This window comes from Novosphingobium sp. BL-S-19 (genome assembly GCF_055521675.1).
Genome location: NZ_CM145497.1, coordinates 1,510,738 through 1,536,283 on the forward strand (window position 1 = coordinate 1,510,738; position 25,546 = coordinate 1,536,283).

General features: G+C 65.0%; 19 protein-coding genes. 10 read left to right on the plus strand and 9 right to left on the minus strand.

What is annotated here, in order from left to right:
• Positions 1–19: 19 nt before the first annotated feature.
• On the minus strand, positions 20–2,449 hold the full coding sequence (locus ACZ1JV_RS06420; RefSeq protein ID WP_465148845.1) for a glucose/quinate/shikimate family membrane-bound PQQ-dependent dehydrogenase: 2,430 nt from the start codon (positions 2,447–2,449) through the stop codon (positions 20–22).
• 255 nt (positions 2,450–2,704) lie between these two features.
• A complete protein-coding gene (locus ACZ1JV_RS06425; RefSeq protein WP_465148846.1) occupies positions 2,705–3,862 on the minus strand; it encodes a serine hydrolase domain-containing protein in 1,158 nt (385 codons plus the stop codon).
• Between the two features lie 76 nt (positions 3,863–3,938).
• Here ACZ1JV_RS06425 and ACZ1JV_RS06430 point away from each other — a divergent pair, with 76 nt between their 5' ends.
• From ACZ1JV_RS06430 to ACZ1JV_RS06450, 5 genes are all read left to right on the plus strand, one after another.
• Positions 3,939–4,445: a MarR family winged helix-turn-helix transcriptional regulator gene (locus tag ACZ1JV_RS06430; RefSeq protein ID WP_465148847.1), complete on the plus strand. Its 507-nt coding sequence runs from the start codon at positions 3,939–3,941 to the stop codon at positions 4,443–4,445.
• 82 nt (positions 4,446–4,527) lie between these two features.
• On the plus strand, positions 4,528–6,171 hold the full coding sequence (locus ACZ1JV_RS06435) for a S10 family peptidase (RefSeq protein ID WP_465148848.1): 1,644 nt from the start codon (positions 4,528–4,530) through the stop codon (positions 6,169–6,171).
• Positions 6,172–6,256: 85 nt separating this feature from the next.
• On the plus strand, positions 6,257–8,497 hold the full coding sequence (locus tag ACZ1JV_RS06440; protein WP_465148849.1) for a fused MFS/spermidine synthase: 2,241 nt from the start codon (positions 6,257–6,259) through the stop codon (positions 8,495–8,497).
• 348 nt (positions 8,498–8,845) lie between these two features.
• Positions 8,846–9,079 carry a hypothetical protein gene (locus ACZ1JV_RS06445; RefSeq protein ID WP_465139558.1) on the plus strand — a complete coding sequence of 78 codons (234 nt, stop codon included), beginning with the start codon at positions 8,846–8,848 and terminating at the stop codon, positions 9,077–9,079.
• Positions 9,080–9,203: 124 nt separating this feature from the next.
• Positions 9,204–9,473 carry a DUF6356 family protein gene (locus ACZ1JV_RS06450; RefSeq protein ID WP_465148850.1) on the plus strand — a complete coding sequence of 90 codons (270 nt, stop codon included), beginning with the start codon at positions 9,204–9,206 and terminating at the stop codon, positions 9,471–9,473.
• 35 nt (positions 9,474–9,508) lie between these two features.
• Here ACZ1JV_RS06450 and ACZ1JV_RS06455 read toward each other — a convergent pair whose 3' ends face one another.
• The 4 genes from ACZ1JV_RS06455 to ACZ1JV_RS06470 form a co-directional block, all read right to left on the minus strand.
• Positions 9,509–10,429, minus strand: a complete 921-nt coding sequence (locus ACZ1JV_RS06455) for a diguanylate cyclase (protein WP_465139556.1) — start codon at positions 10,427–10,429, stop codon at positions 9,509–9,511.
• Positions 10,426–13,341 carry a hybrid sensor histidine kinase/response regulator gene (locus tag ACZ1JV_RS06460; protein WP_465148851.1) on the minus strand — a complete coding sequence of 972 codons (2,916 nt, stop codon included), beginning with the start codon at positions 13,339–13,341 and terminating at the stop codon, positions 10,426–10,428. Before ACZ1JV_RS06460 ends, ACZ1JV_RS06455 begins: the two co-directional genes overlap by 4 nt.
• Entirely contained in the window at positions 13,338–13,652 is a 315-nt protein-coding gene (locus ACZ1JV_RS06465; RefSeq protein ID WP_465139554.1) for a hypothetical protein, read from the minus strand. The genes ACZ1JV_RS06460 and ACZ1JV_RS06465 overlap by 4 nt, the downstream gene beginning before the upstream one ends.
• Before the next feature lie 245 nt (positions 13,653–13,897).
• Positions 13,898–15,157, minus strand: a complete 1,260-nt coding sequence (locus tag ACZ1JV_RS06470) for an MFS transporter (RefSeq protein ID WP_465148852.1) — start codon at positions 15,155–15,157, stop codon at positions 13,898–13,900.
• Positions 15,158–15,416: 259 nt separating this feature from the next.
• Between ACZ1JV_RS06470 and ACZ1JV_RS06475 the strand changes: the two genes are divergently transcribed.
• From ACZ1JV_RS06475 to ACZ1JV_RS06495, 5 genes are all read left to right on the plus strand, one after another.
• Positions 15,417–17,132 carry an FAD-binding protein gene (locus ACZ1JV_RS06475; protein WP_465148853.1) on the plus strand — a complete coding sequence of 572 codons (1,716 nt, stop codon included), beginning with the start codon at positions 15,417–15,419 and terminating at the stop codon, positions 17,130–17,132.
• Entirely contained in the window at positions 17,129–17,695 is a 567-nt protein-coding gene (locus tag ACZ1JV_RS06480; protein WP_465148854.1) for an SRPBCC family protein, read from the plus strand. Before ACZ1JV_RS06475 ends, ACZ1JV_RS06480 begins: the two co-directional genes overlap by 4 nt.
• Positions 17,692–18,126, plus strand: a complete 435-nt coding sequence (locus ACZ1JV_RS06485; RefSeq protein WP_465148855.1) for a nuclear transport factor 2 family protein — start codon at positions 17,692–17,694, stop codon at positions 18,124–18,126. Before ACZ1JV_RS06480 ends, ACZ1JV_RS06485 begins: the two co-directional genes overlap by 4 nt.
• Before the next feature lie 21 nt (positions 18,127–18,147).
• On the plus strand, positions 18,148–18,810 hold the full coding sequence (locus tag ACZ1JV_RS06490; RefSeq protein ID WP_465148856.1) for a TetR/AcrR family transcriptional regulator: 663 nt from the start codon (positions 18,148–18,150) through the stop codon (positions 18,808–18,810).
• Between the two features lie 167 nt (positions 18,811–18,977).
• Complete coding sequence (locus tag ACZ1JV_RS06495; protein ID WP_465148857.1) at positions 18,978–21,275, plus strand: TonB-dependent receptor; 2,298 nt, start codon at positions 18,978–18,980, stop codon at positions 21,273–21,275.
• A 34-nt stretch (positions 21,276–21,309) separates the two neighbouring features.
• Here the strand turns inward: ACZ1JV_RS06495 and ACZ1JV_RS06500 are convergent, their stop codons facing one another.
• Genes ACZ1JV_RS06500 through ACZ1JV_RS06510 form a run of 3 tightly spaced genes read right to left on the minus strand, consistent with a single transcriptional unit; the run spans position 21,310 to position 25,415 of the window.
• Positions 21,310–23,400, minus strand: a complete 2,091-nt coding sequence (locus tag ACZ1JV_RS06500; RefSeq protein WP_465148858.1) for an oxidoreductase — start codon at positions 23,398–23,400, stop codon at positions 21,310–21,312.
• A 4-nt stretch (positions 23,401–23,404) separates the two neighbouring features.
• A complete protein-coding gene (locus ACZ1JV_RS06505) occupies positions 23,405–24,481 on the minus strand; it encodes an LLM class flavin-dependent oxidoreductase (RefSeq protein ID WP_465148859.1) in 1,077 nt (358 codons plus the stop codon).
• A gap of 40 nt (positions 24,482–24,521) precedes the next feature.
• The gene (locus ACZ1JV_RS06510) at positions 24,522–25,415 is read right to left on the minus strand and encodes a TauD/TfdA dioxygenase family protein (RefSeq protein WP_465148860.1); all 894 of its coding nucleotides are present in this window, start codon (positions 25,413–25,415) and stop codon (positions 24,522–24,524) included.
• Positions 25,416–25,546 lie beyond the last annotated feature (131 nt).

The following is a 25,546-nucleotide window of genomic DNA, read 5'->3' on the forward strand; positions in this document are numbered from 1 at the left end:
AATCCGCCCCCGGAGGCCGTCACGGCAGCGTGTAAGCGATCACGTAATCGCCGCGATCGGGCGACTGGCGCGCGCCGCCTGCCGTGATCACCACATACTGCTTGCCGGTTTTCGGCGACTTGTAGCTCATCGGGCCGCCCTGGCTGCCCACCGGCAGGCGGGCCTTCCAGACTTCCTTGCCGTTCGCCGAGTTGAACGCGCGCAAGTAATAGTCCTGCGTGCCGGCGATGAAGACGAGGCCGCCCTGCGTCGCCAGCGTTCCGCCCAGCGTTGGCAGGCCGATCGGGATCGGCAGGCCCATCTTCACGCCCTTCGGACCGGTATCGCGTACGGTGCCGACCGGGACCTGCCACTTGATCTGGCGGGTCTTCATGTCGATCGCCGTCAGCGTGCCGAACGGCGGCGCCTGACAGGGCACGCCCAGTGCCGAGAGGAAACGGTCCTTCACCACCGAATAGGGCGTGCCCTTCAGCGGAACGCTGCCCATGCCGGTGTTGACGGCCTCGCCCGCAGCGCCGGACTTGCCCTGCTGCGCTTTGGTCTGCGGGAACATCTGCACCCATAGGCCCAAGCGCATGTCGTTGGCGAAGATCGTGCCGGTGGTCGGGTCGGTGGACAGGCCGCCCCAGTTCATGCCGCCCAGCGATCCCGGGAAGCTGAGCGACTTGTCGGTGCCCGGTGCGGTGTAGAGCCCTTCGTAACGCATACCCTTGAAGGCGATGCGGCAGAGCAACTGGTCGAACGGTGTAGCGCCCCACATGTCCGCCTCAGTCAGCAGGCCGACGCCGATCTGCGGCATGCCGACCGATCGGGGCTGGGTGAGCGAATAGGGCTCATTCGGGATGTTCGCGGCCTTGACCTTGACGTTGTCGACTTGCGTCAGCGGCTTGCCGGTCGCGCGGTCCAGCACGTAGAGCTGGCCGGCCTTGGTGCCGAAGACCAGCGCCGGCACGGTCTTGCCGCCGCCCACCGCGAAGTCGACGAAGCTGGGCTGCATTGGCAGGTCAAAATCCCAAAGGTCGTTGTGGACCGTCTGGAAGTGCCACTTCTCCTTGCCCGTCGTCGCATCGAGCGCGAGCATCGAGGCACCGTACTTGTGATCGAGTTCGCTGCGGGTGACGCCGTAGAGATCGACCGAAGCACTGCCCACCGGCATGAACACCGTGTTCGAAGCCGGGTCGTAAGACATCGCCGCCCAGACGTTCGGCGTGGAGCGGGTATAGGTCTGGCCAGTTGCAGGCATACCGGTGATCGCCGGGTTGCCCGGATCGAAGGCCCAGCGCAGCTTGCCGGTGATCACGTCGAAGCCGCGCATCACGCCGCCCGGCATGTCCACCTGCACATTGTCCGCCACGCGCCCGCCGACGACCACGGTGGTCCCGGCCATCGTCGGCGCGGAGGTCAGTTGGTATTGCGGATCGGGCGCATTGCCGAGGCCGGCCTTGAGGTCGACGCGGCCGCCATTGCCGAAGTCGGTGCAGAACTTGCCGGTATCGGCGTCCAGCGCGATCAGTTCGGCATTGATGGTGTTCATCAGGATGCGGCGCTGGCACGGTGTGCCTTCGGGCACGGTGACGGCGGTGATCGGAGTAGAGCCGGGCATGTTCGGCTGCTGGATCGGCGCCTTCGCATCGAAATAGGCAAGGCCGCGGCAACGCATCCATACCGATGCGCGCGCGTCGATCCGTGCCTTCCACTTCTCGCGGCCCGTATCGGCATCCAGTGCGATCACATTGTTGTGCGGGGTACAGATATAGACGGTATCGCCCACCTGCAGCGGCGTATCCTGATCTTCCGCGCCGTTACCGTCGCTTACGGCGATGTCGCCGGTGCGGTAGGTCCAGGCGACTTTCAGGTTCTTCACATTTTCGCGCGTGATCTGGTCCAGCGCGACGAAACGGCTGCCGCCCGGCGTATTGCCATAGGCCTCCCAGTTCTTCTGCTCATGCGCGGGATCGACCGGGATCAACCCGGCGACTTTGCCGGAGAATGCCACGGTCGGATGCGGCACGAACATGCCCGCGAAACCGGCCGCCGACGCAAGGCCCACCACGGCGGCGACCGCCAATGACGGGCGCCACGTAGGCCGATGGCCCACGGCGCGGCGCAGCAGCGGATAGGACAGGGCAATCACCGTCGCGCCGACGCCCATCGCCAGCAGGCGTGAGATCAGCGGCCAGAAGGCAAAGCCCACTTCCCACAGCGCCCAGACGATCGTCAGCACGAAAGTCGCGCCGAACAGCAAAGCGCCCGCCGGGCGTTGGCGGGCGATCAGGAAGCCGGACACCAGCAAGGCCACACCGGCAATCACGAAGTAGAAGCTGCCCCCCAGGCTGGCGAGTTTGATGCCGCCCAGGGTGAAGAACAGGCCGGCCAACAGGACCACGGCTCCGATCAGGTAGAGCCATGCCTTGGCCAAAAAGCCATTCGCGTTGTTCGTGCCGGACATGCGGCACCTCCTTTGTCGTTTTCGACCGCGCCGGACTTGCCCCGCCTCGCTGAGCCGCGAGCAGTGGGGGTCGGCGCAGAATGCATTGGAAACGGCGCGGCTGCAACGCCGTCCGCGATCTGTGTACCAACTAGTACATAGATCGTTGCAGAGCAAGGCCACGTGTATCGCGCTTCGATCCGGCGCACGTCTGGCGGCGCCGAACGCGCCGAAATCAGGGGATTCTTGACCGCAAAATAGGTCGCATACTTCGCGCTATACAGGGCGATCCAGCGCCTTCACCGCAATCGCCTTCAGTGCATCGCGACTCTCACGCGTCGCGGTCAGGTTGGAGAGCAGGACCACGGCCGTGCGGGTTATCGGATCGAGGTAGGCCATGGTGAGCACGCCGGGATCGCCGCCCCAGTGATTGGGCCGAGGAACACCGCCAAGCGCAGCTTCCTGCCAGGCCAGGCCCTGCCCGGTCAACCAGTCGGGCAGATCGACCGGCTTCGTCATTTGCAGCATCTGCGCGTTCGCCTGCGCGCTGAGAAATCGGGTCCGGCCCGCCAGCCCTTGATTGGCCGCTGCCGCCATGATCCGGGTCAAATCGCCCACCGATACGCGGATCATGGCGCCCGGATAATCTGGGAATCCGGCAGGCAGTACAGCCACCTGGGCGCCGGCGTCCGTAACGTCATAGGGCGTGGCGCGGAGATGTTCGGGCGTTCCGGCCAGGGTCCAGGAAATGCGCTTCAGGCCCAGCGGCTTGAACATGCGATCCGCCGTGTAGGTGCGCAAATCCTGCCCGGACACGCGCTGGAACAGGTATCCCAGCAGCGCGAAGCCCATGTTGCTATAGTCCCAGCGGGCGCCCGGCGGCGCCTTCAGGTTGCCGCTGCCCGTGTAGCGCCCGCCGGCAGCAAAGTAATCGCGCAGCAGGTCGCCCAGCGCTATCGTGGCATCCTTGCCCCTGACACGGAAATCGACCCCGTAATAGACTTCGTCCGATATGCCGGAGGTGTGGTTCAGCAAGTGGCGGAACGTAATCCGATCGGCGCCTTCGCCCACCATGCGGAAATCGAGATGCGGCGCGATCGCATCGTCCAGCGCGATCATGCGCCGGTCGACAAGCTGCATGATCGCGGTTCCGGTCACCGTCTTGGTAATGGAGGCGATGTGGAACATCGTATTGTCATCGACCGGCCGACCTGTGGCCACATCGGCAAGCCCATAACCCTTCGTGAACGTGACCGCGCCCTTGCGCGCGATACCCAACCCCAGCCCCGGAATGCCCGCAGTTCGCATGGTGTCCGCCACGAAGGCATCGAAGGAAGACGTGGCCCCCGCCGCCGAACGCGGCAACAAGGCCGCGGCGAGGCTGCCGACGATGACGGACCGCCGCGAGTAGCCGAATGGTTTGCGGATGGTCATTTTCCCTCTCCCGAACGTGCTTGCTATTATTTATGTAGGTGCCTACCAATAAGTCAATGCCAATCGAGAGGCTGGAATGTCCGACTATGTAAGCCGAATGCACGGTGCCGCGCTGGGGGCCCGGCTGCGGCGGCTGAGCGCCGCGATCGATGCCGATGCCACGCGCATCTATGCCGAGCTTGGAATCCGGTTCGAGCAACGCTGGTTCGGGCTGATCAACCAACTCGCACAGGAAGGAGCAATGACCGTCAGCGCGCTGGCGGAAGCCTTGGGTATCAGCCATCCCTCCGTCAGTGAAGCGCGCAAGTCTCTGGAAAATGCCGGACTGATCCACTCCGCGCCCGATCCGCAGGACAGCCGCCGACGGGTGCTGAGCCTCTCGCCGGCCGGCGAAGAGCTTGTCGCCCGCCTTCGCCCGATGTGGCAGGCGTTCGACGATGTGGCGCGGGAACTCGACCATGAAGCGGGCGAAGTTTCGGCTGCGCTGGCGCGGCTGGATCAGGCGCTGGTGCACCGATCCCTCTACGATCGGTTGAAGGAGCGGCTGGAACCTTCCGATCCGGATGCAAAGCCGTTGATTTAACGGCTCCAGCGCTTGCCTTGTCGGGATCGCGCCGTAATCCTGCGCCTTCCAATCGTGGTCGCCCTTTCCCGAAAGACGATAGATGAAGCCTGCCCTGGTTGCCGTCCCCTTCGCCTGCCTGTTGGCGGCGTCCACCGCGCTCGCCGCGCCCTCCGCAGGCAAGGCCGATGCAGCCCCTGCCAAGGCCGATACGGCAACGGATGCGCCGGCCCCGCTGTTCCAGCCTGAGGAAGTGCAGTCCACCGGATCGGTGACCGTCGGCGGTTCGCGGATCGCCTATCACGCGGTTGCCGGCACCTTGGTCGCCCACGCCAAGGGTTGGGAAGATACCGACGCGCTCGACGCCAAGGCATCCGATGACGAGGACGCAAAGGCCGGCAAGGCCGAAGCCTCGATGTTCTACGTCGCCTACTTCAAGGATGGCGTGCGCACGCCCGGCCGCCCGATCACCTTCCTGTTCAACGGCGGCCCCGGATCGTCGAGCGTGTGGCTGCACATGGGCGCATTCGGCCCGGTGCGCGTGGAAACGGCGGACAATGCCCATACCGCGCCCGCGCCCTACAAGACGGTCAACAACGACGCGAGCCTGTTGGACGCCAGCGATCTGGTGTTCATCGATGCGCCGGGCACCGGCTTCAGCCGCATCGCCGGCAAGGACAAGGCCAAGGCGTTCTACGGCGTGGATCAGGACATCGACGCCTTCGCCCAGTTCATGGAGCAGTTCCTGAACAAATACGGGCGATGGAACTCGCCCAAGTACCTTTTCGGCGAAAGCTACGGCACGATGCGCGCCGCCGGGCTCTCTCTGGCGCTGCAGAACCGCTCGATCGACCTCAACGGCGTGATCCTGCTGTCGGACATCCTGAACTGGGACCTGATGCCCGACGATCCGCAGGCCAACCCTTCGGTGGACCTGCCCTATATCGTCGCGCTGCCGACTTATGCGGCCACCGCCTGGTATCACCACAAGCTGGCCAATCAGCCGGCTGACCTGAAGACCCTGCTAACGCAAGTGGAGGCCTTCGCCACGGGTGACTATGCGCAGGCGCTGATGCAGGGCAATGCCCTGCCCGAAGCCGAGCGCCAGCGGATCGCGAGCCAGCTTTCCGCCTTCACCGGACTTTCGGTGCCCTATCTGCTGAAGACCAATCTTCGCATCGAATATGGCGCGTTCCAGAAGGAACTGCTGGCCGATCAGGGCCTGACCACCGGCACGCTGGACACCCGCTTTTCCGGCGCGACGCTCGATCCGCTGAGCAAGGTGGCCGATTACGATCCGCAGAGCGCTGCACTGGAAGGCGCCTATATCGCCGCCTTCAACCAGTACGCACGCGGTACGCTGCACTATGGGACCGGTGATGGGGGCGACAAGCAGTTCAAGCCCGGCGTCAGCATCTACGGCAGCTGGGACTATCGCCACCAGCCCCCCGGCGCGGGCAAACCGCTGATCGCGCTGCCCAACGTGCTGCCCGATCTGGCCATCGCGATGAAGCAGAACCCTACGATGAAGGTCATGGTCAACGGCGGCTATTACGACGTTTCCACGCCCTATTTCGAAGGGGTGTTCGAAATGCGCCACCTGCCGGTGCCCCCGGCCCTACAGGCCAATGTCGAATACAAGCACTACGAATCCGGCCACATGGTCTATGCCCACCTGCCCTCGCTGCACGAACTGCATGACAATGTGGCTGCCTTCATCCGCAATACGGCTGGCGGGGGGAACTGAGGAGTCACTCGCTCGGCCTTGGCGCAAAGGGAACGGCGGCGCCTTGCGGCTTTATACTGACGGGGCAATGCGATAGACGGTGCCGATGGCCGCTGCCGATACCTCCCGTACTTTCGGCCTGCATGGCCCCGCACGCGGCCTGTTCGTCGCGACGATACTTGTCGGCAGCTTCCTGCTGTTCCTGGTGCAGCCGATGGTCGCTCGCATGGCGCTGCCGCACCTGGGCGGCGCGCCGAACGTGTGGAACAGCGCGATGCTGGTCTACCAGGCGCTGCTGCTGGCCGGTTATGCCTATGCCGACTGGCTGGGCCGCTTTACGCTGCGCCGGCAGGCGCTGATCCATGTTTGCGTGCTGACACTGGCGGGCCTGACCCTGCCGGTGGGGCTTGCCAATGTCGCGCCGGTTGGGGGCCTGCCCGAAGAGCTATGGGTGCCCTTGCTGCTGGCGCTGTCGATCGGGCCGGTGTTCTTTGCCGTTTCGGCGCAGGCGCCGCTGATGCAGCGGTGGTTTGCGGCCGATCCGCGCGGCGGGGAGCCATGGGCACTCTATGCGGCGTCCAACCTGGGCAGTTTTGCCGGGCTGCTGGCCTATCCGCTGCTGGCAGAACCGCTGTTGAGCCTGCGGGAGCAGAGCCTGTTCTGGTCGGCCGGTTTCCTGTTGCTGGTCGCGCTGGTCGTGCTGGCCGGGGCAAGCCGCTTTGCGACGGTTGCCATCGCGCCAGCGCCGCCGCGGGATCACGCCCCCGCGCGCATTCCAAGGCGAACGCTGCTGCTGTGGCTGGCGCTTTCGGCCGTCCCCTCCGGCCTGCTGCTGTCCACGACGACGCATCTGACCACCGACATCTTCGCGATGCCGCTGCTTTGGGTGATCCCGCTGGGGCTCTATCTGCTCAGTTTCGTCGTCGCCTTTTCCGACCGGCGCGGCGGTGCGCGCCTGATCGGCCGGATCGCACCGGTGGTGACGCTGTTCGCGGGCAGCTATGCGATGCTTTCGAACGGATCGGGGGGGCTGTGGACGGCGCTTGCCACCTGCCTCTTGCTGTTTTGCGTGGCGACGGCGCTTCATGCGCGGCTCTACGACCTTCGCCCCGAAGCTTCCCAACTCACGCGGTTCTACCTCGTCCTTTCGGCTGGCGGCGCGCTGGGCGGCGTCTTCACCGCCTTGCTGGCGCCGCTTCTGTTCGACTGGGCGTGGGAGCATCCGCTGCTGGTGCTGGCGGCTGCACTGCTGATGCCGCTGGAACCCGTTCTGCGCTGGAACGGGGATGACGGCGGCGATCCGTTACAGGTGCGCATCGCCCTGGCCCTGCTGCTGCTGTTCGCCGCGTTTCTGGGCTGGCAACTGGATGGCTATGCACTGCGGCCCGAAGGCGAGCTGATCGCACTGGTGCTGACCGCCTTCCTCACGGGAACGGGGGTGATGCTGCTGGCGTGGCGCTGGGCCTTCGTCATGGTTCTGGCCCTCGCCATGGTGGCGCAAGGCGGCATCTGGACGATCCGCGCGACACTGAAGGGTGAGCGTACGCGCAGCTATTTCGGCATCTATACCGTGCACGACCGGGCGGAGGAGCGCATGCGCACACTGGCCCACGGCACCACGCTGCACGGCGAACAGTCGCTGGATCCGGCCCATGCCCGCGATGCCCTGACCTATTATGGCCCCGGATCCGGCGTAGCGCTCGCGCTAGCGGCAACCCCGGCCATCGTCGGGCCGCACGCGCGGATCGGCGTCGTCGGCCTGGGGACGGGTTCTCTGGCCTGCCAGTCGCACCCCGGACAAAGCTGGACCTTCTTCGAGATCGATCCGGTCGTCCTGCGTTTCTCCACCTCGGGCCGCTTTACCTATCTGCGCGATTGCACGCCCGGCGCACGGATCGTGATCGGCGATGCGCGGCTGAAACTGGCCGCGCTGCCACCCGCCTCGTTCGATGTCCTGGTGATCGACGCGTTTTCCTCGGACGCGATTCCGATGCACCTGCTGACGCGGGAGGCCTTGCAGGTTTACATGGCGGCGCTGAGCAAACGCGGACTGCTGCTTCTGCATATATCGAACCGCTACATCGATCTGGCTCCAGTCGTTGCCGCGAATGCGCGCGACGGCGGCCTGGCGGCGCTGACCCGGCTCGACATCCCGACCGATACCGAGCGTTACACCCCTTCCCGCTGGATCGCCCTGTCGGCCGACGCCGGGGCGCTGAACCAACTCGCCCATGCGCGATCGGACATGCCATGGACCGTGCTGAACGAACGGCCAGCGCAGGCCTGGACCGATGACCATGCCTCGATCCTGCCGTATATTCGCTGGAACAGACTGGCGGGCGGATAGCAGGCGGCGGAAGGGTTGAGGCCCGGCCTGCGCGACCGGTCTTGAAGGGGATACCGACGAGCGGTGCGCCATGCGCGACAAGCAACGAGCCACGCGGCGGCGTCGCCGTCGAATCGCATTGACAGCACTTTGTCTACCGGTATGGTTGAGAATGTAGAGGGAAGACGTTCCGGCCGGATCATAGATTAGATCACCGGCCAATCGTGCGGGTCGACCACGACAGCACCATGTACGAAACCAAGAAACACCTCGGGGCCGAGGACACCTGAAGATGTCCAGCCCGATGGCAAGTGAACGCATGTTTTCCGCCATCGGATCGGCACGGATGCGAAAAAGGAGAAACGGCACATGGCACAGAACGACTATCACGTCGCCCAGCAGGGCGATAACTGGGCAGTCACCTTGCATGGCGTGGCGCTGGCCGTCTTCGCGGACATGAAGGCCGCGCTGAACCGCGCCATCGATGTCGCCCATCAGGCCGGCATGGCGGGCCACGATGCCCGCGTTCTGCTTGTCGATCGCGCAGAAGAACTGCGTGCCAAGTGGATCTTCGGCCTTCACCCCTATCCGCCGACCGCCTGATCGGCCGGAAAGCCTTGCCGACCGATTGATCGGTCGGACATGCCATGCCGACGGCGGTGCGGGCTTCCGCACCCGCGCCGCCGCCGGTACCGGCTGTTAGGGCCTACATTCAAAGGAGACGGCAATGCTCCGCAAGCTGTTTCTGGATCATCCCCGCACCGTGAACGAAACCTACGGCGAGCATTGGTATGTCGCCAATCGCTTCGGCCTGCTCATGATCGTGGCCGGATTAGGGACCATGCTTCATGGCTTCTTGCCCGGCGTGATGACCCGTACCGGCAGCAACATGGTGAAGAAACTCCACGGCGAGATGATGCGCCGACAGTCCGGCGCCTCGCAGCGGCACCATCCCGTCGCGGCGGCTACCGGCTGGCACCTCGAATACGAGATCTGATCCGGGATCGCGCGCCATTTATGGGGTTGCGTTCTCTAGTGAGAGGCGATCCCGTCGAAGCAATCCAGCGTTACCCGGTCGCGTCCGTATGACTTGCTCTTGTAGAGTTGGGCATCCGCAGCAGCGATCCAGTGGTCCGGCGCCATCCCGTCGGCGCAGCGCGCACAGGCCACACCGATGCTCACCGTCACTTGCGGACCGATGCGCGAGGTCTTGTGCGGGATGCCCAGGGAATCGACCTGTCGCTTGATCTCCAGCGCCACTTCGCCTGCCGATTGCGGATCGACGCCGGGCAGTGCGCAAAGGAACTCCTCACCGCCATAACGCGCTGCCTTGCCGCTCAACTGGCGGATTGCCCGCGTCAGCGCGGAAGCAATCATCATGATGCAACGGTCACCGGCCTGATGGCCGTAGGTGTCGTTGAACTGCTTGAAGAAATCGATGTCGATCATGATGACCGAAAGCCATTCCCCGGTGCGGGCAAGGCGGCCGCAATCGGCGGCAAGGTCGATCTCCAGATGGCGCCGGTTGCTGAGGCCAGTCAGCGCGTCGGTCACTGCCATCTGCGCCAGCCGATCGCGCATCCGCTTCAGTTCGACATGGTTGGCAACGCGCGCGCGCAACAGGGCCGGCTGAACCGGTTTCGTGATGTAGTCGATTGCGCCCAGCGAAAGGCCGCGCATCTCCGCCTCGGCATCGCCCAGCCCGGTGGTGAAGATGACCGGAACGTCCGCCAGCAGCGGATCGCCCTTCAGCTTGCGGCAGGCCTCGAAGCCGTCGATGCCGGGCATCACCACGTCCAGCAGGACAAGATCGGGCTGAACGGACCGCGCCACATCCAGCGCATCCTCCCCCGAACTGGCGAAGCAAACGTCGTATTCTTCCTCCAGCGCGGCGTTCATGATTTCGATATTGGCCAGATCGTCATCGACAATCAGGATCGTCGCCTTGTTCACGAATTCGTCCTTTGGGCGACGCGATCGGTCGCCAGTTTGCCGTTAGCGGAAAGATCTCCGCCGGCGCCATCGGCGGAAGCATCGATGCCCATGCGGTCATCGATGCGGTCCACGATTTCAAGAGCGGCCGCGTAATCGAGCCGAAGCACGGCCTGACACAGCGGGTGATGCTGTCGTTCGGGCTGCGATAGCCCCGAAGCATCGGCGAATTTTTCGAAGGCGTCTCGGGCCCTCAGGCTGCGCCGCAGCAGAAGGCCGCGCAGTTCGGCCAAGGCCTGGGCCGCATGCTTGGCGTCCACCGGCTGGGCGTCTGCAGCAGCCCCGTTATGCCCTGTCACTGCGGGAAGCGTCCGCGCCGCGATCACGGCCGGCCGCAGCCCCCGGTCCAGCGCGTCGATTTCGCAAGACAGGGAATCGATCTCGCCGGCAAGGACCAGACGTTCGGTTTCGGTGGCGTGATGCTGGACGATGTGCAGACCAAGCGAGCCTGCAACGCTGCGCAATCCGTGCGCAAGCCGCCGCACTTCGTCGGTATCGCGCTCCGCCAGAGCCTCGCGCATCCGCGCGGCCACGTCTGCGTAATCCCGCCCGAAGCTGATGATCAGCCGATGGAGCAGTGCGGTCTTGCCGCCCACCCGTTCCAGCGCGACGGGAATGTCGAAAGGCGGCAATTTGGCGGGGAGGACGGGTTCGATGTCAGCTGCGGCGGGCCGAGCAATCGCGCACGGCCCTTCCGCATCCGGGGTAACGGGCTTCAGCCAGCGATCCAGCAGCGCAACCAGCGAGGCAGGCGAAACCGGCTTGGCGATGTGATCGTCCATTCCGGCATCCATGCACTTGCGCTTTTCCTCCTCGAAGGCGTGCGCGGTCATGGCCAGGATCGGCAAAGTACCACGCGGGCGCGTTTCGCGAATAAGGCGCGTGGCTTCCAGCCCGTCCATCTCTGGCATCTGCACATCCATCAGGACGGCGGCATAAGTGTCGCCCCGCCGGGCCACGAGGTCGCAGGCGATGCGCCCATTGACGGCGGGATCGACGATCAGGCCTGCCTGCGTCAGCAATTCGGTGGCGATCTCCAGGTTGATCTCGTTATCCTCGACCAGCAGCACGCGCTGGCCGCGCAAGTGCGCCTCCACCTGCCGGCTTGTGGCTTCTTCGGACGACGCGGCCGCGATCGCGGCAGCTTCGTCGGCGAAGAGAACGGTGATCGTCTCCAGCAGGGCCTGCGGATCGATGGGCTTGGCCAGAACGGCCGAAATGGGAATCCCCTGCGCCTCCGCCATCGCCTCGTCCACGCTGTAGGCCGTGAGGATCAGCGTGATCGGCATCGGACCGTCTCCGGCGCGTTCCTGCAGGATGCGTGCCAGTTCGATGCCGTCCATTCCGGGCATCTTCCAGTCGATCAGCACGAGGTCGAACGGCTTGCCGCGCTTGCAGGCATCGGCATAGGCGGCCAGCGCCTCCTCGCCCGACGCAGCAAGGTCGATGCCCATGCCCCAATGCCCGAAAATGCCCTGCACGATCTCGCGCGAGGCGGGGTTATCGTCCGCCGCCAGTACCCGAAGCGTGCGGATCTGGTCGAACGAGACGGCCCGGCTTGTCGGCACTGCGCCGGCTTCCGCCATTTCGAAGCGGCAGGTGAAAGTGCTGCCCTGGCCGGGCGCGCTCTTGACCGAGATCGATCCGCCCATCTGCTCCAGGATCTGCTTGCAGATCGCCAGACCCAGCCCGGTCCCTCCGAACCGGCGTGTCGTGGAAGTGTCGGCCTGGGAGAACGGCTTGTAGAGCCCTGCCTGCTGCTGTGCGTTCATGCCGATGCCGTCATCGGCCACCACCAGTTCCAGCACGGCCAGTTCGCCGGCCGGACCATCGCGCTTGCCCACCAGTTCAAGCCCGATCTCCACCCGGCCGCCGGCGGAGAACTTCACCGCGTTGCTCAGCAGGTTGATCGCCACTTGCGCAAGACGCAGCGGATCGCCGCAAACCGCCTGCGGCACATCCGGGCCGATATGCGTGAAGACGCGCACGCCCTTCGCCTGCGCCTCGAACGAAACCAGCTGGACCTGATCGGCTATCGTCGTGCGCAAGTCGAAATCATGCGATTCCAGCATCAGCTTGCCGGCTTCGTTCTTCGAAAAGTCCAGGATGTCGTTGATCAGGCGCAGCAGTGACGATCCGGCCCCCTTGATCTTCTCCACGAAGTCGCGTTGGCGATCGTCCAGGCTGGTATGGCCGATCAGGTGGCTGTAGCCCAGGATCGCGTTCATCGGCGTGCGGATTTCGTGGCTCATGTTGGCCAGGAACATGCTCTTTACCCGCGTGGCCTCTTCCGCTTCGCGCGTGCGTTCCTCCAGCGCCTCGTTCTTCAGCAGGATTTCGTCGCTCATCCGGCCGATGCGCTGGAAACTGCCGGTCAACATGCCATTCAGCCAAACCAGCACCGCCGTCTGGAACGCCACGATCGCGGCATGGAGCAGGACGCGTTCCGGCGTGCCGGCCTGCGAGAACACCGCGTAAGGCAGCAGGTAGAGCAACACCAGGTGATGCAGCGCGATGGCAACCGCGGCGATCAGGATCGCCTCGCGATCCAGCCAGGCGATGGTCAGCGCCAGCATCGCGAAGAAATACATGTGCATGTCCATCTGCCAGGGATGGCCACGCAGGAGGAACAGCAGGATCGCCGCCTCCCCCATCAGGGCGACGGCGGAAAGATAGCGGGTCGCCGGCGCGGGGCCCTGAAGCACCCACATCAGCTGAAACGATCCGGCCAGGACGGCGCCCGCCAGCGCGGCATAGAGCGGCGATTCGCCCTGGATCAGCGCCACCAGCGCATGCAGCGGGACGTGCAGCCAGAGCAGCACGACCAGAAACCGGCCGAACTTGGTACGAAGGGCAGCGATTTCGTCGTTCATGGCTGTGACCTCGTCGTGAGGGGCGGGCTGGTTTCTTGCGGAGCAGTGCAGCCAAGCGGGCCGGAGACGCGGCGCACGAAAAGCGCCCCCGCCCGTTCCACGGTCTGTGCGAAGCGAGGATCGGCCGAGGCGGCGATGACGGTGTTGGAAAAGCCGCCCGGTCGAACCAGCCTGCCGCCAGAGGCGCGTACCAGCCCGGTCGTGCGGGCCAGCGTCCAGCTGGGCGGCGTCACCACCAGATAGCCTTCGCCGGAAGCGGCGCCCACGCCGAACGAAGCGACAAGCAGCCCGGCAACGAGCAAAATCAGCATCAGGAAGGCAGGCAAAAGGTCACGAACCCGCAATCGGGGCCGACTATCCGGGCGGAACGGCTCCGCAAACTGATTCCCGTGCATTTGCAACAGCATGGCACCCACCAATCCCCCCCGGGTGTGCGAGCATAGCTAAGTAACGGTGTTTCAATCGTAAATATAGTGTGGTCGCGTATTCCCCGGTCGCGAAAAAATATATTTCAGCAAAAGCGCTGTTCTGACCTGCCCGCCGTTGAATTTTCCGCCTATTTCCGTTCCCGCTCGAACGGGCGGATATCGAAACTGCGCGCCAGCCGCAGCGCCGGAAACAGGCGGGACCAGATCAGCGTGACGGCGATGGCGCCGATGCCGCCGACCACGACCGTCGCCGTGGGGCCGAGGAAGGAGGCCACGAAGCCGGACTCGGCCTCACCCAGTTCGTTCGATGCGGAAATGAACAGCGACGAGACCGCCCCCACCCGGCCGCGCATGTCCTGCGGCGTCGAAAGCTGGATCAGCGACTGACGGACGTAGACCGAAAACATGTCGGCCGCGCCCGATACGGTCAGGCACAGCAACGAAAGCGGCAGCCAGCGCGACAGGCCGAAGCCAAGGATGGCCACGCCATAGACGGCGACCGCCGCCAGCATCTTCACCCCCACATCGCGGTTCAGCGGCCGCCATGAGAACCAGAACGCCGCCAGCATGGCCCCCAATGCGGGCGCGGCGCGCAGAGTGCCCAGTCCGCTTGGGCCGATCGCCAGAATGTCATGCGCGAAAACCGGCAGCAGCGCGGTCGCCCCGCCCAGCAGCACCGCCATCAGGTCCAGCGAGATCGCGCCCAGGATCAGCGGATGGTGGCGCACATAGGATATGCCCTCCACCATCTGCTGCCACGGATGGACGCCGGCATTTCGCGGCGTGCGCGGCACTGGCGGGATCATCATGAAGCACAGCAACGAAACCGCGAACAGCGCGGAAGCGGCGGCATAAGGAAACACCGGCCCGACCGAATAAAGGAACCCGACGGAGGCCGGCCCGACGATGGCGCCCAGCCTGCTGGCGATGGAATTGATCGCGATGGCCCGGGGCAGCACTTCGGCCGGAACGAGGTCCGGCGCCAGCGCACTGAGCGCTGGCATGGAAAATGCCCGAACCACGCCGAACAAGCCCGCCACCACGAACAGCGCGGCAAGTGTCACGCCATGGCCCGAATTGAGCCAGCCCAGCAGTACCGCGCATCCCAATTGCACCACCCCGCACAGCCGCGCGATCACGCGCCGGTCGACATGGTCCGCCGTCCAGCCGGTAACCAGCACCAGCAGGAACAGCGGAATGAACTGGACCAGCCCCACGACGCCCAGTTGAAAGGCCGCATCCTTGATGCTGCGGGTAAGCCGGGCAACTTCGTAAACCTGCCAGCCCAACACCACGACCATGCCGCCCTGCGCCATCGTCGTGCAGAGCCGTGCCACCCAGAACAGCCGGAAGGCGGGGAACGAGAGGGGGTGTCTCGATGGGTTCACTGCATTCTCCGACGGGCGCGCTTTGGGCCACGCTTCGGGGTGCTGCTGGCGAGTAACGCGGCGGCTGGCAAGCGCGACGCGTGAAAAAGCAATCACCGGCAGCAGGATTCGATAAAAACCCATCGCCGGGGCGAACTGGTCATTAATCGGTCCATGCCGTATCATAATTGCAGCAGGACCGACCTGCCGGGAAAAGCGCCGGGCGAACGCGGCGCATCCTCGGCCATGAATGAGGTTGGCAAAAGCTGGGAGACAGCCGGTGAAAACGGACATCGTGCCTGAACAATGGGATCTGGAAGCAGACGTGGTGGCAATCGGCTCCGGCGCGGGCGGGTTGTGCGCGGCAATCACCGCGCAGGATCACGGCTGCTCTGCCGTGGTTCTCGAGCGGTCGGACAAAGTGGGCGGCGTCACCGCCTATTCGATGGGCGAGGTATGGATCGCCGGCAATCATCTGGCCAAGGCGCTGGGCATCGACGATTCCCCCGAAAGCGGCTTCCGTTACGTGCAGGGACTTTCCGCCGGTTACGCGGATGAGGTTTCCATCCTCAATCAGGCGATCCACGCCCCGGTCGCGCTGAAGTATTTCGAGGACGTGATCGGGTTGCAGCTGGCAGCAATCCCGGACTGTCCAGACTATTACTACCCCCACAGCAACGATAGCGTGGCGGAAGGGCGGCTGCTGGAACCCGTGCCGTTTCCGGCCGCCTCACTGGGCGAATGGCAGCACCGCACGCGCGTATCGCCGCACGTGCCTTATGGCATGACGCATCATGATATCTTGGCCAATGGCGGCACCGCGAACATGCGCAATTGGGACTATGCCACGATGGCAGAGCGCATGGGCAATGACGAGCGCTGTCTTGGGCCCGGCCTTGCCGCCTATTTCGTCAAGGGCGCGCTGGATCGCGGCATCCCCCTGCTCACGGGCGTCAATGCGGAAAAACTGATCGGCGACGGCCAGCGCATTGTCGGCGTGCGGGCCACGCGCGACGGCAAGGACATCTTCATCAAGGCCAATCGCGGCGTGGTGATCGCAGTCAGCAGTTACGAGCGCGATCCCGGTTACTCGCGCACGCTGGGCAACCTGATCGATCCGGAATCGATGGTCATGCAATCGATAGACGGCGCGCACCTACGGCTGGCCGGCCCGTTCGGTGCCCGCATCGCCCGCGTGCCGGACGGGACGATCCTTGGCGTCCACACGCCCGGAGAGGAGCAGGAGGGCGACCTGCCGCTCTGGCGCGGTGCCCTGCCCTATATGGGCCTGCCGCATACGATCGTGGTCAACCGCGCGGGCAAGCGGTTCGGGAACGAGGCGTTCTATCGCTCCATCGCCCACGCCATGAACGTGATCGACGGCAATTCGCAGACCCACGTCAATTATCCCTGCTGGGCCATCTTCGACAGTCAGGCGCGGGAGAAATACCCGTTCGGCGGCGTGATGCCGGGCCAGGAGCTGCCCGATGGCATGGGCGCGAAGGCGGGCAGTCTGGCCGAACTGGCCGCCATGATCGGCGTCGACGGGCCGGGGCTGGAACAGACGGTGACGGCGTTCAATCGCTATTCCGCCGCCGGCGAAGACCCGGAATTCCGGCGTGGGGCTTTCCCGTGGAGCGTCACCATGTGCGGCGATCCCAACCAGAAGCCCAACGCCAATCTGGGACCGCTGGAACAAGGACCGTTCTACGCCGTACCACTGCACCGTCTGGCAGGCGGCGGCATCGCCTCTGCCGGGCTGCTGGGCGATGAGCATTGCCGCGTGATCGGCTGGGATGATGAACCGATCGAGGGGCTTTACGTCGCCGGCAATTCGATGGCCCGTCTGGACAATGGCGCCGTCATGCAAAGCGGCATGACCAATGCGCGCGGGATGACCCACGGCTATCTGGCGGCGCTCCATGCCATCGGCCAGCCCAGCACGCTGCTGGACGCGGCGCTGGCGCGGCGACAGCAGGCGGAAGCTGCCGAATGATCGAAACCGAACAGACCGTCACCATCGGGCGGGGTATCGAGGACGTCTGGACCCATGTGCGCGATATCGAGCGCTGGGCCAGTCTGATGCCCGGGCTTCGCGAATGCCGGATCGTCGATGCGGACAATTCCAGCTGGGTGCTGAAAGTCGGCGCCGGCGGGCTGGTCCGCACCGTTCACGTCAATGTCCACGTGGACGCGTGGGACGGCCCGGAACGCGTCGCCTTCACTTACGATCTGGATGGCGATCCCGTGCAGGGCGCTGGCACCTACCGCGCGCGGTCGCTGGGCCCGACGGAAACCGAGGTGACATTGCACGTGCAGGTGATCGGCAGCGGGCAGATGGCAATGATGTGGGAAGCCATGGGCAAACCGCTGCTGCCCCAGTTCGCGCGGACTTTCGCGCAACAGCTGAAGGCGGAGATCGAGGCGCCCGGCGGAGGAGCGGGGCCGGAAACGATGGTCGAAATGCCCGCTCGCCCCTCCATGCTGGCCCGTTTGCTCCGGCTGATCGGGAAGCTGTTCGGAAGGCCTGCGGTGATCGAAAGGAAGGGAATGTCATGAGCGAAGCGAACAAGCGGATCGTGATCGAGTTCATCGAGGCATTCAGCCGGGGCGACGCCGTGGCCGCCGAAAAGTGCCTTGCGCCCGATGCGGTTACGGACGCCAAGGGCTTCGGCAAACTCTCCGGCCCGCGGGTCCGCGAGATGATCCTGGCGACAACGGCCGCCTTCCGCGACCTCATCCCCACCGGCCTTCGCCCCGCATTCAAGACAGTAACCGCAGAGGGCGACCGCGTCGTCGTGGAATTCGAAGGCGATGCGGTGCTGGCCAATGGAGAGGCCTATTGCAATCAGTACTGCATGGCCTTCACCCTGCACGAAGGCAGGATCCGGCACGTCAACGAATATTACTGCACGCTGCTGGCGGATGAGAAGATCCTCCCCCTGCTCGCTGATGTGGAACGGCAGCGCCACGCCATGGAAGACCGCTGACATGCACGGAATGGCCGGTTCATGAGCATTGCGGCGGCCTCGACTGCCGCCCGTTCGGCCGCATCCCGCGCGCCGGGGCGGCCGACGCTGGAGGAAGGCGCGGAAATAGACGGCCAGTTGCTGGACGTCGCCCTGCAGGAATTCCTGCGTCACGGATATGGCGGCACGTCCATGACGCGGATCGTCAAGGCGGCGGGCATTTCCAAGACCACGCTCTATTCGCGCTATTCCTCGAAGGAGCAGTTGTTCCGCGCCATCATGGTGCAGCAAATGGACCGCGCGCTGGGCGCGACGCTGGTGCAGTTGCAGATCAGCGACACCGATCTGGAGAAGGGCCTTGTCGCCTATGCCGACCGCTCGCTGGAACTCAGCTTTCAGCGCAGCTTTCTGGGCGTAAACCGGCTGATCTACAGCGAATCCCACCGATTTCCCGAACTGGGCATCGCCGCGGCCGAGCGCACCCAGATCGGGGTTGAGCAAATCGCGGATTTCATCGTCCACTGCGCGGCCGCGCAAGGCCGCGTTCCCGGCGATCCGCAGGCGGCCGCAGAGGCGTTCATCCTGATGCTGCGCGGCTATTACGTGAACGTGATGCTGACCGACCGGCCGGTTCCCCGCCCGGCGCGGCAGGACTGGATCCGCCGCACCGTCGGTGCCTTCATCGCCGGACGAGATGCATGGTGACGGGCGGACCCCGCCGGCGAAAATAGGCTTGTTTGCCGGTAAGGAAGCCGGCGAAAGCGCCGTGACGATATGGCCGTCGCAAAACTTTGCCAGAAGCCGGCCTAGTGCGAAAACGTAACGGGCACCGCGTTGAAAAAGCCGGGCCTACGACACATCGGGAGGAAAAAATGTCGAACCGTTTCCGGCGATCCGCAACATCGTCCCTTGCCGTTCTGGCAACCGCCCTGCTCTCGCAGCAGGCTCTCGCGCAGGATGCCGCTCAGGCTCCCGCAGCTCAGGCGCAGGCCGCGCAGCCCGTACCCACTGGTGAAATCTATGTCACCGCGCAGCGCCGTTCGGAACGTTCGCTCGATGTGCCGATCACCATCACCTCGCTCAGCGATCAGGCGCTTACCGACGCCGGCGTGCGCCAGCTTTCCGACATGTCGCGCGTGGTGCCGGCGCTGCGCTTCGACAAGGCGGGCGTCTATACGCAGCCGACCATTCGCGGCGTAGGCACCGCGATCACCACGTCCGGCGGAGGCCCGAACGTCGCGACTTATGTCGACGGCTTCTTTTCGCCCAGCGCGGCGGCAACCGACTTCCAACTGATGAAAGTCCAGTCGGTGCAGGTGCTGAAGGGCCCGCAAGGGACGCTGTTCGGCCGCAACACCACCGGCGGCGCGATCCTGGTCACCACCGCCGATCCCAGCGAGACACCCAGCGGCGAAATGAAGGCGACCTACGGCCGCTTCAACACCGTGGAAGTGCAAGGCTATGCCACATCGGGCGTGGCCCCCGGCGTCGCCCTCGATGTGGAGGGGCTCTACCGTCGCGGCGACGGCTTTCAGACCAACATCATCGACGACAACGACCATGTCGGCAAATACAACCGCTGGTCGGTGCGCACGGGATTGAAAGTGGAAGTGACACCCGACGTCAGCTTCCTGCTTCGCTATATCCATTCCGCGACGGACGATCCCTCCGCGCTGATGCACAATGCCTTCGTGGATGAAGATGGAACCCGCTGGATCTACCAGTACACGCCGACCGGCTATTACGCGACCAAGCCCAACCAGGTGGCCCTGCAGCCCAGCGACGGCATCGGCGCGCACAGCAACTCGGACATCGTGCAGGGCACGATCAAGGCCAACCTCGGCTTTGCGGACCTCACATCCTACACCCAGTACCGCAATGAGCGGGTGACCAGCGTGCAGGATCTCGACGCGACGGCACTGCCGATCTTCACCATCCGCATCGGATCCAACAGCGAAACCTTCACGCAGGAACTGCTGCTGAACTCCAAGGCGGGGTCGCGCCTGCAGTGGACCACCGGCGTCTATTACTTCAACAACCGCGACACCTGGCCCACCGACGCGAAGCTGGGCACCAATCCGTTCGTGCGCAACGGCGAATCCGGCACGCTAACCCAGTCGATCGCGGTCTTCGGAGACGCCACCTACGAAATCACGCCGCAACTCTTCGTCACTGCCGGCGCGCGCTACAGCCATGACTGGGTTTCCGACGCCTACTTCCTGCGCGCCCTCACTGCCTCGGTCTATGAGGATGCCAATGGCAATCCGGTGCCATTCCCATCGAACGTGCCGCTCTACACGCGTTACGACGTGCCGAACCTCACCAACGACCGCGTGACGCCGCGCTTCGTGCTGCGCTTCAAGCCTAATGACGAATCCAGCCTCTATGCCTCGTTCACCCAGGGGTACAAGGCCGGCCTGCTGAACGTGGGCGGCTATTCGTACCGCCCGGTGAAGCCGGAAACGATCAACGCCTACGAACTGGGCTACAAGTACGCCAAGGGACCGTTCTCTGCGGAGCTTTCCGGCTTCTACTACGATTACAAGAACCTGCAGGTCTCCAGCTTCCAGGCCGGCACCGCGCGTATCACCAATGCCGCCAGTTCGGAAATCTACGGCATCGAGGGGCAAGTCAGCGCCCGCGTGACGTCGGACTTCACAATTTCCGGCGGCGCGGCCTGGACCCATGCCCGCTACAAGAAGTTCCCCAACGCGCCGTTCTACCAGTTCTGCGATCCGTCGCTGACCTTCGGCACCTCGCCGGTGGCCTGCACGCCGACCAGCCTTGGCGGCCTTGGGCCCGGTTCGCTGGTGGAAACGACCACCAACGCCAGCGGCTTCAAGATGCAGCGTTCGCCGGAATTCACCGCGAACCTTGCCGCCTCCTACGGGTTGGATCTTGGCGGCGGGCGCCTGAACCTGTCCAGCAATCTCTACTACACCTCGTCCTTCTATTTCGGCATTGCCGAACAGTTCAAGCAGAGCGGTTACGCCCAGCTGGGCCTGCGTGCGGAATGGACGGATGCCTCGGACAAGTACTCGATCGCGGTCTATGGTGAGAACGTCACCGATCACCGCTACCGCTCGGCGGTGAACTACGCCTCGCTCGGCATCGGCAGCGTCTGGGCCGAACCGGCAACTTACGGCGTAACGCTCGGCGTGAAGTACTGAGGATGTGGGCGCCCCCGGTTCACGCCGGGGCGCCTCAGCCGGCAGGCCGGTCCATGTCGGCCGGCAAGGGATTAAGCCACGGCGCATCGGCCGCGAACCACGCCTGCGCGAAATCGCGCGGAGCGTCCGGCTCCCCGATCATGCGCGCGAACATCTGCCCCTCGTAACTCGCCGCCGCAAACATGCGCGGCGCCAGCGCATCGCCGATCGTGAAAAGCTGCGGCACACGCCCTTCCAGTGCGCGCGCAAGGTCGTCCATTGGCTCCCGCGAGGTGGCCAGGATCACGGCATCTACCGGCATCACCTGCGTCGCGCCGGAATGCACATCGCACAACGTCACCCAACTTTCGCCAATCTCGTCGATCCACGTTCCGGTCTCCAGAACGACGCCGGCCCGTTTCATGCGGCCGAGCACGAAGCGCTCCTCCCACGCGTCGCTCAATCGCGCGGAAACGGGCGACATTTCGGCGGAAACCAGCGTGACCTGCGCGCCGCGCGCAGCCAGCATTTCGGCGATGCCACTGCCGGTGTGATAGCCCTCCCCATCGGCCACCAGTACGTGGCCGGAAAGATCGAGCGCGCCGGCCAGCACGGCTTCCGGTGTGAGAACGAAGGGTCGGTCATGGCCGGGAATCGGCATTTCGCTTACGATCCCCTGCCCGCCCGAGCGATAGCGCGCGCCGGTCGCCACGATCACCGTGTCAGGCGCCTTGGTCAGCACCGTTTCGGGACTGGCGCGAATGCCCAAGCGCAGATCGACGCCAAGGCGTTCGAGTTCCGCCCACCACCAGCGCACGGCATCGCCATAATGGCTCCGTCCAGGCAAGCGCGCCCAGTCGGCCAGAGCGCCGCCCGGCTCCCCGCGCGCTTCGAACAGGGTGACCCGGTGCCCGCGCTTTGCCGCGACGCGGGCCGCCTCCATCCCGCCGGGGCCGGCGCCGATGACCACCACGCGCGATGGCTGCGGCGCAGGTACGAAGCTGCCCGCGCCCCATAGCCGTTCGCGATAGCTGGCCGGGTTGATCGTGCAGCCCTGCGCGCCATCGCCGCCGGCCGCCGTGCACCAATTGCAGGCAATGCAGGTGCGCCCTTCCGCTTCGCGCCCCTCCCGCGCCAGCGAGACGAATTGCGGCTCCGCAATCAATTGCCGTGCGCACCCCGCCATGTCGATCACGCCCGACGCAATGGCCTCCTCCGCCTCCGCCATGCGGGTGACGCGGCCCAGCACGGAAAGCACCGGCACCGTGCCCGCCGCCTCGCGCACTTGTGCGACCGCGGGGCGATAGAGCTGCTTTTCGGAGAAACCGGTCGGCATTCCGTGCGCGAACTGCTGCGGCTCCATGCCTTGATCGAGGTCCAGAAAGTCCAGCAATCCGCGCCCGGTCAGATGCGAAACCGCATCGCGTGCCCCAACGATGCCATAGCCGCCCGCCACGCCTTCATCGCAGTTGAAGCGCATCCCCACCGCCATCTCACGGCCGCCCCCCGCGCGCGCTGCATCCAGCGATTCCGCCACGAAGCGTATGCGGTTGGCGAAGCTGCCGCCGTAATCGTCCTCCCGCGCGTTGTAGTAGGGCGAAAGGAACTGCTCGATCAGGCCCGCGTGCGATCCGTGCAGCATCACTCCGTCGAAACCGGCCTTGCGCAAGTTGGCGGTGGAGCGGCGCACGGCCTCGTGCATGCCCGCGATCTCTCCCAAGGTCATCGCCCGCGTGGTGGATGCCCGGCGGCCATGCGCGAATTGCCGGCTGGATGGGCCCAGTGCCGGTGCCGGCGGGCTCAGCGGCTGCCACCAGCCCGCGCCGCCCCACCAGTAGAAGATCTGCCCGAAGATCTTGCCGCCAGCCGCGTGAATGGCGTCCGCCATGCGGGCGAAGGCGGCGATGTTTGCGTCAAGGTGCGGCGATGGCTGCCGGGTACGCCCGCGTTCGTGCGCAACCAGCGCCACCATCACCAGTCCGCAGCCGCCATCCCTCACCCGCTCGGCGCTATAGGCGACAAGGTCGTCCGAAGGCTTGGTCCCCACACTCAGCGCGCTGCCATGCGGCGCGAAGAAGAAGCGGTTCGGGATGGTGACCGGGCCAAGCGCGATTGGCGAGAAGACGTGCGGATAGCGCGGATGCATCGCCTCAGGCCGCCACCGGCGCGCCTTCCTTCAGGCGCGGCATCACCTTTTCGGCAAAGACGCGCATCTGGCGATAGACATCCTCGTAAGGCATGCCGCCGAAGCTGAAATTGGCGATAATCCAGTAATCGCCGACCATGCGCTGACGCGTGAAGTGCTTTTCCACCAGCTGATCCGGCGTGCCGATCATGTTGCCGGAAATGTAGTCGCGATAGGCCTTGTCGGGGCCGCCTGCAGCCTTTGCCGCTTCACCCATGTAGACGTACGTGGAATAGGACGGCAGGCTGCGAAAGTGCTCGGCGCCGAATTCATAGTGCTCGGCAACTTGCTGGAACTGCGCCGAAAAGTACTTGTCGGTATAGTCGACCACCTGCTGCTCATCCTCGAAGCACACTACGAAATCGCTGATGACGAAAGGCGGCGCCGGCTCGCCGTGAAGCCGGGCGAATGTATCGCGGTAGAATTCGATTTCGGGCAGCGCCTTGGTCCAGTCCCCCTGCGAAAAGCGCAGTGTGCGCAGCCCGAGTTCGGCCGCTTCCTCCACCGAGGATCGCGACATGGAGACCATGACGCAGCGGTCCTTGGACCACCCCTCCGGCCGTGGCCGCACCTCCACGCGTGGCTGCGGGAAATGCGGCCCCGCGCCTTCCACGAAGCCGGTTTCCAGCCCCTCCAGGATCATCGGCGCCGCTTCGTCGAACCGATCGCGGGAGTCGGCCAGATCGGTGCGGAAACCCGTGAATTCACGCCGTGCCGCGCCGCGCCCCATACCCAGGATCACTCGCCCGTTGCTGAGGTGATCCAGCATCGCGGTCTTCTCCACCACCCGCAGCGGATCGTTCCACGGCAGGATCACGGCCGCCGGCATCAGTTTTATCGTGCTGGTTTTCGCCGCGACATAGGTCAGCAATTGCAGCGGATCGGGGCACGCCGCGTAGTCCGTGAAGTGGTGCTCCACCGCTGCCGCGAAGTCGAAGCCCATCGCCTCCGCCTCAATCGCCAGCTGGGTTTCGCGCCGGAAGAAGTCACCCTCCGGCATGCCGTGGAGGTTCTGAAAGCCCAGATGAATGCCAACCTGCATGGATCTTTCCCTGATTTTTTGGTTTCTGCGGCGCGCCGGATCAGGCCGGCGCGGTGACGGGTTCCTCGCCATTCAGCGTGCAGCGGTGGAGTTCGCGGCCGCTTTCGCGATCGAACGGCTCCACGCGGTGCATCGTCGCGGTATTGTCCCAGATGGCGAGATCGCCCGGCTGCCACTTGTGGCGATAGACGTAGCGGTCCTGCGTGGCGTGGATCATCAGGCGCTGAAGCAGATCGTGGCTCTCGGCCGGCTCCATGCCCTCCACATAAGCGCCCGAGGTGCTGAGCACGAGCGAGCGCACGCCCGAACGATGCTGCCACACCAGCGGGTGCGATCGCTGCGGATAGGAACTCCACAGCGCGAATTCCTCGACCGAGCAATCGCGCTTCGCCGGGAACAGCGCCGCCTGCATCGTGTGGACCACGCGCAGGCGTTCGAGCCGGCGTTGTTCCTCTTCCGGCAAGTCGGCGAAGGCGGCGGCGGTATTCGCAAACAGGGTGTCTCCGCCGCGGACGGAAAGGCGCACGGGGGCCAGCAGCGTCGCAAACGGGGGCACTTCCTCGTACGTCCCGTCCATGTGCCAGAGCTGGTTACCGAACAGGAAGCGGGCGTATTCGGGGTTGCGGGTCTCGTCCAGCGTGACGCGCAGAACGCCGCCGTCGCCCTCCGTCAGGACCGCGCCGTCAGCGCCGCGCCGCGCCGAACCGATCCGCAATTCTCCCAGGGAATGCGCGATCGTGCGCAGTTCGCTGTCGTCCAGCGGCACGCCCCGAACCACCACCACGCCGCGCCGCACGAGTAACGACCGGATCGCCCCGGCGTGAATGCCCGAAAGCAGCGCCTGCTTGTCGATCATGATCTGCGAGGCGATGCGCGAGGTAAGGTCTGCCGCCCGGATGGTGCCGGCATCGGACATTTCGCCTACGGGTACCATGGTTTTCGCCTCTCCCTCGCCGGATCTGCACCGTGCGACAGTCGTTGCACTTTCGGGCTTGACCGACACCGTTGCAGCGCCGATTATCACCCATATCGTTTCAAAAAGCGATTTACGGTTCACACTGTCCC